This is a genomic window from Mesorhizobium sanjuanii (assembly GCF_002529485.1).
GTDB lineage: Bacteria > Pseudomonadota > Alphaproteobacteria > Rhizobiales > Rhizobiaceae > Mesorhizobium > Mesorhizobium sanjuanii.
The window spans coordinates 75,007-88,058 of sequence record NZ_NWQG01000046.1 but is presented as its reverse complement, the minus strand read 5'-3'; the positions used below and the strand labels follow the sequence as shown (position 1 = coordinate 88,058).

The window sequence follows — 13,052 nt, the reverse complement described above, 5'->3', positions numbered from 1 at the left end:
GGAAGACACTCCTGCCTGATGCCGCATGCCTGCCGGAGAACCGGGCAGGCAGGCGGTGCGTAACGGAAAAAATAACCGACAGGGTGTGGATCACATGAAACGTATCGTTCTCGGCCTCCTGGCCGCAGTTGCCATGGTTCTTCCGGCCTTCGCCGCGGACATCCAGCCCGCGATTCTCTATGATCTGGGCGGCAAGTTCGACAAATCATTCAATGAAGCGTCCTACAATGGCGCCGAAAAGTTCAAGACCGAGACCGGCATCCCCTATGTGGAATTCGAGGTCTCCAACGCCACCCAGCGCGAGCAGGCGCTGCGCCGTTTCGCCGAGGATGGCCGCAATCCAATCGTCATGGCGGGCTTTTCCTGGTCGGACGCGCTGGACAAGATCGCCACCGAGTTTCCCGACACCAAGTTCGCCATCATCGACATGGTCGTCGACAAGCCCAATGTCCGCTCCCTCGTCTACAAGGAGCAGGAAGGCTCCTATCTCGTCGGCGTGATGGCAGCGATGGCCTCCAAGTCGAAGAAGGTTGGCTTCATCGGCGGCATGGACATTCCGCTGATCCGCAGGTTCGGCTGCGGCTTTGTCGGCGGCGCCAAGGCGGCCGGTGCTACCGAAGTCTTCCAGAACATGACCGGCGACACGCCGGCGGCCTGGAACGATCCCGCCAAGGGCGGCGAAATCGCCAAGACGCAGATCGACCAGGGCGCCGACGTGATCTACGCCGCAGCCGGCGGCACCGGTGTCGGCGTGCTGCAGGCGGCGGCTGACGCTGGCAAGCTCGGCATCGGCGTCGATTCCAACCAGAACGGCCTGCAGCCCGGCAAGGTGCTGACCTCGATGGTCAAACGCGTCGACGTTGCCGTCTACAATACCTTCATGGACGCCAAGAACGACAAGTTCACCGCCGGCATCAACGATCTCGGCCTCAAGGAGGGCGGCGTCGACTACGCCATGGACGACAACAACAAGGCGCTTGTCGACGATGCGATGAAGGCGGCGGTCGAAAAGGCCAAGGCCGACATCATCGCCGGCACCATCAAGGTGCACGACTATATGTCGGACAACGCCTGCCCGTACTGATCGCGGCACCGCCGATTCGATCGAAGCCGCCGGGTGAAAACCCGGCGGCTTTGCTTTAATTCCGAACCGGAGGCCGTTCAGGGCAGCGTAAGCACTGCCGCCAGGTAGCCCAACGCGAACGCCGTAATCAGCCCTATGGCGATAGCAAATCCACGGCGGCCACCGAGTGCGTGCAGGCCGATACCATGGGGCGGCTGCCGCAAGCTGTCGATCACCGGTGGCTTCGCCTTGCCCTGGCCGATGCGGCCGTTTTCATCGGCCATGTCCGTTGCTCCTCTACCAATGCGGCGGCTTGGTCACCGGCACGTCGGGGGCGGCCTGTTCCTCCAGCGCCAGGAAGCGCTCGGTCAGCGCATCGAGCTTGCGCTGCATGCGCTCGATCACCTTCCACTGCTCGGCGATCTGGCCGGACAGTTCCTCGATGGTCTTCTCCTGCTCGGCGGCGCGGATTTCCAGCGTCGTCAGCCGGTCAGCGGGCATGATCATTCGAAAATCCTCGGACGTGCAAAGTGCCACATTAGCGAATGTGAAGGCCGTGGCCACGTTCGAAATTGACAAGCGCGCAGTGATTTGCCGAGAGTGGTGCCGTTCCGGCCAATTGGCACGGGCGGGGCGTCATGCTAGGCGTTTTGACCAAGCGATAAAAAAATAAGAGTGGGACTGGCTGCATGGCGCAAGCGGCAATCGAGCTGATCGGCATCAACAAGAGTTTTGGAGTCGTTCGCGCCAACCGCGACATCAACCTGGAGATCGCGCGCGGCACCATCCACGGCATTGTCGGCGAGAACGGCGCCGGCAAGTCGACGCTGATGTCGATCCTCTATGGCTTTTACCAAGCCGACAGCGGCGAGATCCGCGTCGGCGGCAAGCCTGCCTCGATCAAGACGCCCAACGATGCCATCGCGCTCGGCATCGGCATGGTGCATCAGCATTTCATGCTCGTCGACAATTTCTCGGTGCTGGAAAACGTCATCCTCGGCGCCGAAAGCGATGCGCTCCTGAAGAAGAGCATTGCCAAGGCGCGCTCCGAACTGGAGCGGCTCGAGCGCGAATATGGGCTGGAGGTCGATCCCGATGCGATCATCGAGGAGCTGCCGGTCGGCCTGCAGCAGCGCGTCGAGATCCTGAAGGCGCTCTATCGCGGCGCCGAGATCCTGATCCTCGACGAGCCGACCGGGGTGCTGACGCCGGCTGAGGCCGACCATCTGTTCCGCATCCTCAAGCAGTTGAAGGAGCAGGGCAAGACGGTGGTGCTGATCACCCACAAGCTGCGCGAGATCATGGCGATCACCGACACGGTCTCGGTCATGCGCCAGGGCACGATGGTGGCGACCAGGGCGACAAAAGAGACCACGGTCGGGGAACTGGCCGAGCTGATGGTCGGGCGGCGCGTGCTCTTGAGGGTCGAGAAGGGTGAGGCCGAGGCCGGCGGCGTCAAGCTTGCGGTCAAGAACCTGACGGTGAAGGATACCCGCGGCGTCACCATGGTCGACGATATCTCCTTCGACCTGCGTGCCGGCGAGATCGTCGGTATCGCGGGTGTGGCTGGCAACGGTCAGTCCGAACTGCTCGAGGCGATCTCCGGTATCAGGCGCGCCGTCTCCGGTTCCGTCATGCTCGACGGCAAGCCGATCGACCTCACCGGGGCCGCCGATCCCGGCGAGTTGCGCGACCGCGGGCTCGCCCATGTACCGGAGGACCGCCATCATGTCGGCCTGGTGCTGGCCTTCGAGGAGAACGAGAATTCGATCCTCGGCTATCACGACGACGAGCGCTATCTCAAAGGGCCGTTCCTCGATATCGATGCCATTCGTAACGACGCCAAGGACAAGATCACCAAATACGACATCCGCCCGGCGGACTGCCGGCTCAAGACCGCCAATTTCTCCGGCGGCAACCAGCAGAAGATCGTGCTGGCGCGGGAAATGGAACAGGATCCGGGCGTGCTGATCGTCGGACAGCCGACGCGCGGCGTCGACGTCGGCGCCATTGAATTCATCCACAAGCGGCTGATCGCCATGCGCGACCAGGGCAAGGCGGTGCTGGTGGTCTCGGTCGAGCTCGACGAGATCCGTTCGCTGTCCGACCGGATCCTGGTGATGTTTGCCGGCCGCATCGTGGGCGAGCGCGGCCCCGAAGCGACCGAAGGCGAACTCGGCCTGCTGATGGCCGGTGTCGAACAGCGGGAGGCCGCGCAATGAGCGCGCCCTACGCCAAGCTGCCGGCCTGGGCCGATTACGGATTGATCCCGGTGATCAATCTCGCGGTCGCCTTCATCGTCGCCGGTTTCGTCGTCATGCTGGTCGGCGAGAACCCGTTCCGTGCGGCCGTCATCCTGGTCGAAGGCGCCTTCGGCAGGGGATCGGGTATCGCGTTCACGCTTTTCTACGCCACCACCTTCATCTTCAGCGGGCTTTCGGTGGCGGTCGCGGCGCATTGCGGCCGTTCAACATCGGTGGCGAGGGCCAGGGCTATATTGCCGGCCTCGGCATCGGCATCGTTTGCCTCGCCTTCGACAGCGTGCTGCCGTGGTGGCTCACCTTTCCAGTCGCCATCGTCGCCTCGGCGGCGATGGGTGCGCTGTGGGCGCTGATCCCGGCCTATCTGCAGGCCAAGCGCGGCTCGCACATCGTCATCACGACCATCATGTTCAATTTCATCGCCGCCAGCGTCATGGTCTATGCGCTGGTCGGGTTCCTGAAGCCGCCCAGTTCAATGGCGCCGCAGACGCGCACCTTCCTCGACGGCGCACAATTGCCGAAGCTCAACTGGGTGATCGAGCTGTTCGGCGCCAAGATCCGTTCGGCGCCGCTCAACATCACCTTCCTGCTGGCGCTTCTCATGGCGTTCCTGGTCTGGCTGCTGATCTGGCGCACCAGGCTCGGCTACGAGATGCGCACCTATGGCCACAGTCCGAAGGCGGCACGCTATGCCGGCATTTCGGAAACCCGCATCATCATCATCGCCATGATGATCTCGGGCGCGCTGGCCGGCATGATGGCGCTCAACCCGACGATGGGCGACCAGCACAATGTTGCGCTCGATTTCGTCTCGGGCGCCGGCTTCGTCGGCATCGCGGTGGCGCTGATGGGGCGCCTGCATCCGGTCGGCATCGTGCTTGCCGCCATCCTGTTCGGCATGCTCTACCAGGGCGGCGCCGAGCTCGCCTTCGAGATGCCGGCGATTTCCCGCGACATGATCGTCATCATCCAGGGTCTGGTCATCCTGTTCGCCGGCGCGCTCGAGCACATGTTCCGCCCTTATGTCCAGGCGCTGTTCGCCTCGTTCAGTCCGCGATCGGTCGGCATCGAAGCGGCCAAGGGGAAGGGTGCCTGAGATGGACCTGTTCAACGCCATCATCCAGGTCCTGGACTCGACCATCCGCCTGTCGGTGCCGCTGCTGCTGGCCTGCCTCGCCGGCCTTTATTCGGAGCGCGCCGGCGTCTTCGATATCGGGCTCGAGGGCAAGATGCTGGTCGGCGCCTTCGCTGGCGCCGCGGCCGCATCGGTCTTCCACTCGGCCCTTATCGGGCTGGGCATGGCCATCCTGATCTCGGTCGCCTTTGCCATGGTGCATGGCTTCGCCTCGATCACCCATCGCGGCAATCAGATCGTCTCCGGCGTGGCGATCAATTTCATCGCCGCGGGCTCGACGATCATGCTCGGCCAGGCCTGGTTCAGCCAAGGCGGGCGCACGCCGGCGCTGGCGCCAGGCGAGCGCTTCGAGGCGATCACCTGGCCCGGCGCGGACGCGCTGAGGGGCGTGCCGATCCTCGGACCGATCTATGCGGAACTGATCTCCGGCCACTCCATACTGGTCTATCTCGCCTTCCTGATGGTGCCGTTCACCTGGTGGGTGCTGTTTCGCACCCGCTTCGGCCTCAGGTTGCGCGCGGTCGGCGAGAACCCGGCGGCCGTCGACACCGCAGGCATTTCCGTCGCCTGGCTGCGCTACCGGGCGCTGATCTGCACCGGCGTGCTAACCGGCATCGCAGGCGCTTATCTGTCCATGGTGCAGAATGGCGGCTTCGTAAAGGACATGACCGCCGGCAAGGGCTATATCGCGCTTGCCGCGCTGATCTTCGCCAAGTGGAAGCCGGTCAACGCCATGTTCGCCTGCCTGTTGTTCGGGTTCCTCGACGCGCTGTCGATCCGCCTGCAAGGCACGCCGCTGCCTGTCATCGGCAAGGTGCCGGTGCAGTTCATGCAGGCGCTGCCCTATGTGCTGACCGTGATCCTGCTCGCCGGCTTCATCGGCAAGGCGATCCCGCCGCGCGCCGGCGGCGTGCCCTATGTCAAGGAACGCTGAACTGATCCTGAAAATGTGGATCGGCATCGCGGGGAAAGGAAGCGCCGGGTTTTGAACAAGATCATCCGAGAGAAGAACCGAATGTCGCATGATCTGTTCGAAGCGGCCAAGGCCGCCATGGCCAAGGCCTATGCGCCCTATTCGAAGTTCCCGGTGGGGGCGGCACTTCGCACCGAGGACGGTCGGGTCTTTGCCGGCGCCAATGTCGAGATCGCGTCCTATCCGGAAGGCTGGTGCGCCGAGACCACCGCGCTCGGCCACTACATCATGGCCGGCGGCGGCAGGATCACGGAGATCGCGGTGATTGCCGAGCGCACGGCCAAATGTTCGCCCTGCGGCGGCTGCCGCCAGCGGCTGGCCGAGTTCTGCCAGCCCGAAACCAGACTTTATCTCTGCGACAATAGCGGCGTGGTCGAGACCGTGACTATGGGCGAGATGCTGCCCTACGGCTTCAAGGGCGACGTCTTGAAATGAAGAACTGGATGAAATGACGGAAAAAGCACTCGATCACCTCGTCGAAAGGCTGGACGGGCTGGTGCCGACAACCGCGCTGGTGCTCGGTTCGGGCCTCGGCGGGCTTGTCGATCAGGTCGAGGGTGCCGTGCGCATTTCCTACGCCGACTTGCCGGGCTTTCCCAGGAGCGGCGTCAGCGGCCATGCCGGCGAGGTCGTGGCGGGGCTGTTCGCCGGTACGCCGGTGCTGATGCTGTCCGGCCGCGCGCATTATTACGAGCATGGCAATGCGGCCGCGATGCGTCCGGCGCTCGAGGTGCTTTCCGGCATCGGCATCACCAAGCTGATCCTCACCAATGCCGCCGGCTCGGTCGATCCGGCGATGGGGCCGGGGTCGGTGATGCTGATCACCGACCACATCAATTTCTCGGGCTCCAATCCGCTGATCGGCGAGCCGAGCGACCGCCGTTTCGTCGGCCTGACCGAGGCTTATGATGCCGGCATTCGCAAGGCGATCGAGAAGGCAGCAGCAGTGACGGCGACCACGCTGCACCAGGGCGTCTACATGTGGTTCTCGGGGCCGTGCTTCGAAACGCCGGCCGAGATCCGCATGGCGCGCATCATGGGCGCCAACGCCGTCGGCATGTCGACAGTGCCGGAGGTCATTCTCGCCCGCTTCCTCGGTCTGCGGGTGGCCGCCTGTTCGGTCATCACCAACCTCGCAGCGGGGATGACCGGGGCGGAGCTTTCGCACCAGGAAACCAAGGACATGGCGCCGATCGGCGGCGCGCGGCTGGCGACCATTCTCCAGCGCGTGTTCCGAGACGGGTTGCCGGAGAGCTGATGCTTCCCCAGGAAATCATCCGCCGCAAACGCGACGGCCATAGGCTGTCGCCGCAGGAGATTGCGGGGTTCATCGAAGGCCTGACATCGGGCACCGTTTCGGAGGGCCAGGCCGCGGCCTTCGCCATGGCGGTTTTCTTCAACGGCATGAGCCGCGACGAGACGGTGGCGCTGACGCTTGCCATGCGCGATTCCGGCGAGGTACTTGACTGGTCGGACCTGCCCGGCCCGGTCACCGACAAGCATTCGACGGGCGGCGTCGGCGACAATGTCTCGCTGATGCTGGCGCCGATCGTTGCCGCCTGCGGCGCCTATGTGCCGATGATATCGGGCAGAGGTCTCGGCCATACCGGCGGCACGCTGGACAAGATGGATGCTATCCCCGGCTATATCAGCCAGCCGGATGTGGCGCGCTTGCACAAGGCAGTGCTCGAAACCGGCTGCGCCATCATCGGCCAGACCGCGCATTTGGCGCCCGCCGACCGCAGGCTCTATGCGATCCGCGACGTGACGGGAACGGTCGAATCCGTGCCGCTGATCACCGCCTCGATCCTGTCGAAGAAGCTGGCCGCCGGCCTGCAATCGCTGGTGCTCGACGTGAAGGTCGGCAATGGCGCCTTCATGGAGAAGTCGCGCGATGCAACGGCTCTGGCGAACAGCCTGGTCGAAGTCGCCAACGGTGCGGGGCTGAAGGCCTCGGCGCTGGTCACGGGCATGAACGAGCCGCTGGCGTCAGCCGCGGGCAATGCGGTCGAAGTGCGCAATGCCGTCGACTTCCTCACCGGCCGTTTTCGCGACCGCCGGCTGGAAGACGTAACGCTGGCGCTGGCCGCGGACATGCTGCAGTCGGCAGGTCTTGTGTCATCCAACCAGGACGGCATGCGCCGCGCCACCGAGACGCTTGCCGGCGGCCGCGCGGCTTCTGTCTTCGGGCGCATGGTGGCGGCACTCGGCGGTCCGGCCGATTTCGTCGAAAGGCCGGACAAATACCTGCCGAAGGCGGCGGTGGAACTTGCGGTCAAGGCGACCGGAAACGGTTTTGTCACCGGTATCGCGACGCGTGATGTCGGGCTTGTGGTGGTGGGCCTCGGCGGCGGGCGCAGGCATCCGGACGACAGGATCGACCACGCGGTCGGCATCACCAGGTTGCTGCCGGTCGGCGCGGAAGCGCGGGCCGGTGAAGCGCTGGCGCTGGTCCATGCCCGCACTACGGCGGATGCCGAGGCGGCAGCAGCCACCGTGCTTTCGGCCTATACGATAGGCGCTTCCAAGCCGGCCGCGGAAAAAGCCGTCATCCGGCGGATCCTGCCACGCGGATAGTTCTTCTACCGCACAGCTGCCTCTAGAGCAGGATGAGTTGAAGTTGAATTGGTCATCCTGTTCTAGGTCTTTGTTTTTCGCATGATCTTGTTCGAAAAGTCTGCAACCTTTCGGGATCGTGCTCTATTGCACGAGCAACAGCGCGCCGTTTTCGACCTGGTATTTTTCGAGCCGCTGGAGAAAATTCATACCGATCAGGTTGGTGCGCAGCGCCTTGTCGTCGAGCACGACCGCCTGGACGCTTTCGACTGAGATCTTGCCGATCTGCAGGCGGTCGATCGTCACCAGGGCAGCCTTGATCGCACCATTGGCGGTGTTGACCTGGTGGCGGAAGTCGGAGGCATTCAGCGAAATGCCGATCCGGCGCGCGGTCGAGGTGTTAAGGGCGACGAACGTCGCGCCGGTGTCGATCATGCCATCGACCTGACGGCCATTGAGCCTGAATGTCGAGGTGAAATGCCCGCGCGCGTCCGCCGCAACGACAACCTTGCGGCCCAGCGGCTGCGCTATCGCCGGCTTGCTGGGGGCGGTGGCCAGGTTCAGGTCCGTTGGTGCTTCGACATCTGGCCTGGACCCGACCGCCGATTTCAGCAGGCCGTCCAGCATGTGCGGATTCGACTGATAGAGCATCGGGATGGACGCCGATGCTCCGGCAAACACGCCAAGAATGAGAAGCTTGCGCAGCATGGACCGGCCTTCGTGAACGCCGATCCTTAATCCGGTATGGTGTTCGCCGCTTTAACGGGTGCTGAAACTGCGCCTTTGCGTAAACGAGAGGTAAACGGCCGGCGGATAACTCCACAGCGGGCGCCAGAACCATGCTTCGATCATTTGGTCCCGTACATGCGGTCGCCGGCGTCGCCGAGGCCGGGCATGATGTAGCCTTTCTCATTGAGCTGGCGGTCGATCGAGGCGGTGAAAACCGGAACATCCGGATGCGCCTTGGTGAAGCGCTCGATGCCCTCGGGCGCCGCCAGCAGGCAAAGGAAACGGATGTTGGTGGCGCCTCGCCCTTTCAGCTTGTCGATGGCAGCGATCGCCGAATTGGCGGTGGCCAGCATCGGATCGACGACGATCACCAGCCGGTCGGCGAGATCGCCCGGCGCCTTGAAGAAATATTCGATAGCTTCCAGTGTTTCATGATCGCGGTAGAGGCCGATATGGGCGACGCGCGCCGCCGGCACCAGGTCGAGCAGGCCTTCGAGCAAACCGTTGCCGGCGCGCAGCACCGAGGCGAAGACCAGCTTCTTGCCCTCCAGCGTCGGCGCTTCCATCGTCTCGATCGGCGTTTCGATGGTGGTCGTCGTCAGTTCGAGGTTGCGGGTGACCTCGTAACCCAGCAACAGCGATATCTCGCGCAGCAGCCGCCGGAAGCCGGCCGTCGAGGTTTCCTTCTTGCGCATGATGGTTAGCTTGTGCTGGACAAGCGGATGGTCGACGACGGTGACGCCCTGCATGGTGCTCTCCTGAAATTCCGGCTGCTTGCGCAAACCCTATCGGCAATACGCCGGCCAAGGAACTGGTTGCTGGCGCCGACCACAGCTTTTGCTGGAGAAAAAGAGCCTTAACGCCCCGCACCGTTGAGGCGGGCGAGCAAGGCCGCCCTGGTCTTCCTGTCGACGAAGGCGGCCTCTATTGCCGTTCTGGTGACGGCGGTGAGCGCCTTGTCGTTCATCGAGAAATGCTCGGCGGCAATGTCATATTCGCGCTTCAGCGACGTCCAGAAATAGGGCGGGTCGTCGGAGTTGAGCGTCACCTTGCAGCCCGCTCCCTTGAGTGCCGGAAAAGGGTGGTCGGCAAAGCTGTCGAAAACCTTCAGCGCGATGTTGGAACCGGGGCAGCATTCGAGCACGACGCCCTCGTCGGCGATGCGGCGGACCAGATCGGGGTTTTCGATGGCGCGCACGCCATGGCCGATGCGGGAAGGGCGGATGTGGTCGAGTGCTGCCGCCACACTCTCCCAGCCCATCAGTTCGCCGGCATGGACGGTGATGCCGAGGCCGGCCTCGCGGGCGATCTCAAAGGCCCTGACATAATCCTCCAGGTCGCCGATCCGCTCGTCGCCGGCGACGCCGAAGCCGGTCACCAGCGGATGGCCGCAGCGCGCCGCGAAACGCGCCGCCTGCTCGATCGCCTCGACGCCGATATGGCGCACGCCGGTGACGATCATGCGGCCCTCTATGCCGGTCTTGGCCTTGGCGCGGGCCATGCCTTCGCCAAGCGCGTCCGTATAGGCCTTGGGCGACAGTCCGGCTTTCGTCGCGTGATCGGGCGACGTGAAGATTTCCGAATAGATGGCGCCGTCGCGGGCGAGGCTGGTCAGATAATGATCGGCCAGCCGCGCATAGTCCTCTTCCGTGCGGAAGAGGTCGGAGGAGAAATCGTAGGCGGCGAGGAAAGAGCTGAAATCGTGCCAGACGAACGAGCCGTCCCGGATGTAGGGCGAGGTGTCCTTGCCGTATTTCTGCGCCTGACGGATGACGAGTTCGGGCGCCGCTGCCCCTTCGATGTGGCAGTGCAGTTCCGCTTTCAAAGGCATGCAGTCATCCCGTCAGATTCGTCTGGTGTGGGATTCAAAGCCGCACCAGAAGCGCGGCCGAACACCGCGCCTTAAACAATAGCGCCCGCACCATCGATCGGCTATGGTCCCGCCGGTTTTATGACGGATCAAAATAATGTCAGTTGAGAGAACCACGACCGCGGGCGGCATGGAAACCTCCTATGGTTTCAAGCGCGTAGGGGCAGACGACAAGCAGTCCCTGGTCAACGACGTTTTCCACAAGGTCGCCAACCGCTACGACCTTATGAACGATCTGATGTCGGCCGGGCTGCACCGGTTGTGGAAGGACGCCATGGTGACGTGGCTCAATCCGCCGAAACGCCCAGGTTGGAAGGTTCTCGACGTTGCCGGTGGCACCGGCGACATCGCCTTCCGGATCGTCGAGGCGAGCCACGGTCATGCCCATGCCACGGTTCTCGACATCAATGGCTCGATGCTTACGGTAGGCCGCGACCGGGCCGAGAAAAGAGGGCTGTCCGACAACACCGATTTCGTCGAGGCCAATGCCGAGGAACTGCCTTTCCCCGACGCCACATTCGATGCCTATACGATCGCCTTCGGCATCCGCAACGTGCCGCGCATCGATGTCGCGCTTGCCGAGGCCTATCGCGTCCTGAAGCCGGGCGGCCGCTTTCTCTGCCTGGAATTTTCCGAGGTCGAGATGCCACTGCTCGACAAGGCCTATGAAGCCTGGTCGTTCAACGCCATCCCCAGGATCGGCAAAGCCGTCACCGGCGACGACGAACCCTACTCCTATCTCGTGGAATCGATCCGCAAATTTCCCAATCAGGTGAATTTTGCCTCCATGATCACCCGCGCGGGTTTCGACCGCGCCTCTTTCCGCAACTATTCCGGCGGCATCGCCGCGCTGCATTCGGGCTGGAAGCTTTGAGGCTGGCCCGATCATGAGTTCCGTCGGCGCTGCTTTCAGGCTCGTACGGGCCGGCTGGGTGCTGGTCCGCGAAGGCGTCGTCGCCGCGCTGCCGGGCGAAGAGCTCTCCGGCCTGCCGAAGTTCGGCTGGCGCCTGGCGCGGCTGTTCACGCGCCGCCGCGCGCTTGCCTATGAACGCGGCGACCGGCTGGCCAAGGCGGTGGTGCGGCTCGGGCCATCATACGTCAAGCTTGGCCAGTTCCTGGCGACGCGGCCCGATGTCGTCGGCAACGACATGGCGCTCGATCTCGCCATGCTGCAGGACAAGATGCATACCTTTCCGCAGGGCGAGGCCATCGCTGCGATAGAGGCCTCGCTCGGGCGCAAGATCGGCGATCTCTACGCCAGTTTCGGCAATGCCGTCGCTGCCGCTTCAATTGCCCAGGTCCATTCTGCCGAAACCGTTCATGACGGCGTTGCTTCAAGCGTGGCGGTGAAGGTCATCCGGCCAGGCGTGCGCCGCCGCTTCTTCCACGATCTCGAAAGCTATTTCCTGGCTGCCCGCCTGCAGGAGAGATACATCCCGTCCTCTCGCCGGCTGCGGCCGGTCGAGGTGACCGAGACCCTGGCGCAGACCACCAAGATCGAGATGGATCTCAGGCTCGAGGCGGCGGCGCTTTCGGAACTCGGCGAGAACACCAAGGACGATCCCGGCTTCCGCGTGCCGTCCGTCGACTGGGAGCGGACCGGCCGCGACGTCTTGACCATGGAGTGGGTCGATGGCGTCAAGATGAACGACATCGCCGGCCTCATTGATGCCGGCCACGATCTCAGGGCGATCGCCGTCAACCTGATACAGTCGTTCCTGCGCCACACGCTGCGCGACGGCTTCTTCCATGCCGACATGCATCCGGGAAACCTGTTCGTCGAGGCCAACGGCACCATCGTCGCCGTCGATCTCGGCATTGCCGGGCGGCTCGGCAAGAAGGAGCGCCGGTTCCTCGCCGAAATCCTCTATGGTTTCATCACCCGCGACTATCTGCGCGTCGCCGAAGTGCATTTCGAGGCCGGCTATGTGCCGCGCCAGCACAATGTCGCCGCCTTCGCGCAGGCGATCCGCGCCATCGGCGAGCCGATCCATGGCCAGCCGGCCGAGACCATCTCGATGGCCAAGCTGTTGACGCTGCTGTTCGAGGTGACCGAGCTGTTCGACATGGCGACGCGGCCCGAACTGATCCTGCTGCAGAAGACCATGGTGGTGGTCGAGGGCGTCGCCCGCACGCTCGATCCGGCCTTCAACATGTGGAAGACGTCCGAGCCGGTGGTCGGCGACTGGATAGCGGGCAATCTCGGCCCGCGCGGCCTGCTTACCGATGCCCGCGATGGCGCCAGGGCGATGCTGGCGCTGGCCCGCCAGGCGCCCGACCTTGCGGCCCGCACCGAGCGGCTGTCGCGCGAGATCGACCTGATGGCCGAACACGGCCTGCGCTTCGACGAGGCGACCGCACGCGCCATCGGCAAGGCCGAGGCGCGCTATACAAGGTCCGGCCGGCTGGCGCTGTGGGTGCTCGCGCTGACGCTGGTCTACATTGCGTGGAAACTTGTCTGAATG

The 13,052-nt window shown here is 64.0% G+C and carries 13 protein-coding genes and 1 pseudogene; 9 read left to right on the top strand and 5 right to left on the bottom strand.

The features are described 5' to 3' along the window. The first annotated feature begins 94 nt into the window (after nucleotides 1-94). Complete coding sequence (locus tag CN311_RS09185; protein WP_097572998.1) at nucleotides 95-1,084, top strand: BMP family lipoprotein; 990 nt, start codon at nucleotides 95-97, stop codon at nucleotides 1,082-1,084. Between the two features lie 77 nt (nucleotides 1,085-1,161). Here CN311_RS09185 and CN311_RS09180 read toward each other — a convergent pair whose 3' ends face one another. Both CN311_RS09180 and CN311_RS09175 read right to left on the bottom strand, forming a co-directional pair. Then, nucleotides 1,162-1,347 (bottom strand): hypothetical protein, encoded by a 186-nt coding sequence (locus tag CN311_RS09180; RefSeq protein WP_097572997.1) that lies wholly within the window; start codon nucleotides 1,345-1,347, stop codon nucleotides 1,162-1,164. Nucleotides 1,348-1,360: 13 nt separating this feature from the next. Next, entirely contained in the window at nucleotides 1,361-1,567 is a 207-nt protein-coding gene (locus CN311_RS09175; protein WP_208866465.1) for a SlyX family protein, read from the bottom strand. A 185-nt stretch (nucleotides 1,568-1,752) separates the two neighbouring features. Here CN311_RS09175 and CN311_RS09170 point away from each other — a divergent pair, with 185 nt between their 5' ends. The 6 genes and pseudogenes from CN311_RS09170 to deoA all read left to right on the top strand — a co-directional run bounded on the left by CN311_RS09170 (nucleotide 1,753) and on the right by deoA (nucleotide 8,009). Beyond that, the gene (locus CN311_RS09170; RefSeq protein WP_097572995.1) at nucleotides 1,753-3,285 is read left to right on the top strand and encodes an ABC transporter ATP-binding protein; all 1,533 of its coding nucleotides are present in this window, start codon (nucleotides 1,753-1,755) and stop codon (nucleotides 3,283-3,285) included. Continuing rightward, a pseudogene (locus CN311_RS09165) lies at nucleotides 3,282-4,420 on the top strand (ABC transporter permease). Before CN311_RS09170 ends, CN311_RS09165 begins: the two are co-directional and overlap by 4 nt. Nucleotide 4,421: 1 nt before the next feature. Continuing rightward, entirely contained in the window at nucleotides 4,422-5,393 is a 972-nt protein-coding gene (locus CN311_RS09160) for an ABC transporter permease (RefSeq protein ID WP_097572994.1), read from the top strand. An 81-nt stretch (nucleotides 5,394-5,474) separates the two neighbouring features. Beyond that, a complete protein-coding gene (gene cdd, locus CN311_RS09155) occupies nucleotides 5,475-5,867 on the top strand; it encodes a cytidine deaminase (protein ID WP_097572993.1) in 393 nt (130 codons plus the stop codon). A 13-nt stretch (nucleotides 5,868-5,880) separates the two neighbouring features. Next, nucleotides 5,881-6,690: a purine-nucleoside phosphorylase gene (locus CN311_RS09150; RefSeq protein WP_097572992.1), complete on the top strand. Its 810-nt coding sequence runs from the start codon at nucleotides 5,881-5,883 to the stop codon at nucleotides 6,688-6,690. Then, nucleotides 6,690-8,009, top strand: a complete 1,320-nt coding sequence (deoA, locus tag CN311_RS09145) for a thymidine phosphorylase (protein ID WP_097572991.1) — start codon at nucleotides 6,690-6,692, stop codon at nucleotides 8,007-8,009. Before CN311_RS09150 ends, deoA begins: the two co-directional genes overlap by 1 nt. Nucleotides 8,010-8,132: 123 nt before the next feature. On the opposite strand, the gene CN311_RS09140 is transcribed toward deoA, so the two are convergent. The 3 genes from CN311_RS09140 to CN311_RS09130 form a co-directional block, all read right to left on the bottom strand. Continuing rightward, nucleotides 8,133-8,696, bottom strand: coding sequence for a TIGR02281 family clan AA aspartic protease (locus tag CN311_RS09140; RefSeq protein WP_097572990.1), 564 nt, complete (start codon nucleotides 8,694-8,696; stop codon nucleotides 8,133-8,135). A 140-nt stretch (nucleotides 8,697-8,836) separates the two neighbouring features. Then, on the bottom strand, nucleotides 8,837-9,466 hold the full coding sequence (gene upp / locus CN311_RS09135; RefSeq protein ID WP_097573010.1) for a uracil phosphoribosyltransferase: 630 nt from the start codon (nucleotides 9,464-9,466) through the stop codon (nucleotides 8,837-8,839). A gap of 107 nt (nucleotides 9,467-9,573) precedes the next feature. Then, nucleotides 9,574-10,548, bottom strand: coding sequence for an adenosine deaminase (locus CN311_RS09130; protein WP_097572989.1), 975 nt, complete (start codon nucleotides 10,546-10,548; stop codon nucleotides 9,574-9,576). A gap of 136 nt (nucleotides 10,549-10,684) precedes the next feature. Here CN311_RS09130 and ubiE point away from each other — a divergent pair, with 136 nt between their 5' ends. Both ubiE and ubiB read left to right on the top strand, forming a co-directional pair. Then, entirely contained in the window at nucleotides 10,685-11,461 is a 777-nt protein-coding gene (gene ubiE, locus CN311_RS09125) for a bifunctional demethylmenaquinone methyltransferase/2-methoxy-6-polyprenyl-1,4-benzoquinol methylase UbiE (protein ID WP_097572988.1), read from the top strand. Nucleotides 11,462-11,474: 13 nt separating this feature from the next. Next, on the top strand, nucleotides 11,475-13,049 hold the full coding sequence (gene ubiB / locus CN311_RS09120; protein ID WP_097572987.1) for a 2-polyprenylphenol 6-hydroxylase: 1,575 nt from the start codon (nucleotides 11,475-11,477) through the stop codon (nucleotides 13,047-13,049). Nucleotides 13,050-13,052 lie beyond the last annotated feature (3 nt).

What these genes read in the sequence shown, in the direction of transcription:
- CN311_RS09185 (WP_097572998.1), top strand. Translation starts at nt 95, where the DNA reads ATGAAACGTATCGTTCTCGGCCTCCTGGCCGCAGTTGCCATGGTTCTT.
- CN311_RS09180 (WP_097572997.1), bottom strand. Translation starts at nt 1,347, where the DNA reads ATGGCCGATGAAAACGGCCGCATCGGCCAGGGCAAGGCGAAGCCACCG.
- CN311_RS09170 (WP_097572995.1), top strand. Translation starts at nt 1,753, where the DNA reads ATGGCGCAAGCGGCAATCGAGCTGATCGGCATCAACAAGAGTTTTGGA.
- CN311_RS09160 (WP_097572994.1), top strand. Translation starts at nt 4,422, where the DNA reads ATGGACCTGTTCAACGCCATCATCCAGGTCCTGGACTCGACCATCCGC.
- cdd (WP_097572993.1), top strand. Translation starts at nt 5,475, where the DNA reads ATGTCGCATGATCTGTTCGAAGCGGCCAAGGCCGCCATGGCCAAGGCC.
- CN311_RS09150 (WP_097572992.1), top strand. Translation starts at nt 5,881, where the DNA reads ATGACGGAAAAAGCACTCGATCACCTCGTCGAAAGGCTGGACGGGCTG.
- deoA (WP_097572991.1), top strand. Translation starts at nt 6,690, where the DNA reads ATGCTTCCCCAGGAAATCATCCGCCGCAAACGCGACGGCCATAGGCTG.
- CN311_RS09140 (WP_097572990.1), bottom strand. Translation starts at nt 8,696, where the DNA reads ATGCTGCGCAAGCTTCTCATTCTTGGCGTGTTTGCCGGAGCATCGGCG.
- upp (WP_097573010.1), bottom strand. Translation starts at nt 9,466, where the DNA reads ATGCAGGGCGTCACCGTCGTCGACCATCCGCTTGTCCAGCACAAGCTA.
- CN311_RS09130 (WP_097572989.1), bottom strand. Translation starts at nt 10,548, where the DNA reads ATGCCTTTGAAAGCGGAACTGCACTGCCACATCGAAGGGGCAGCGGCG.
- ubiE (WP_097572988.1), top strand. Translation starts at nt 10,685, where the DNA reads ATGTCAGTTGAGAGAACCACGACCGCGGGCGGCATGGAAACCTCCTAT.
- ubiB (WP_097572987.1), top strand. Translation starts at nt 11,475, where the DNA reads ATGAGTTCCGTCGGCGCTGCTTTCAGGCTCGTACGGGCCGGCTGGGTG.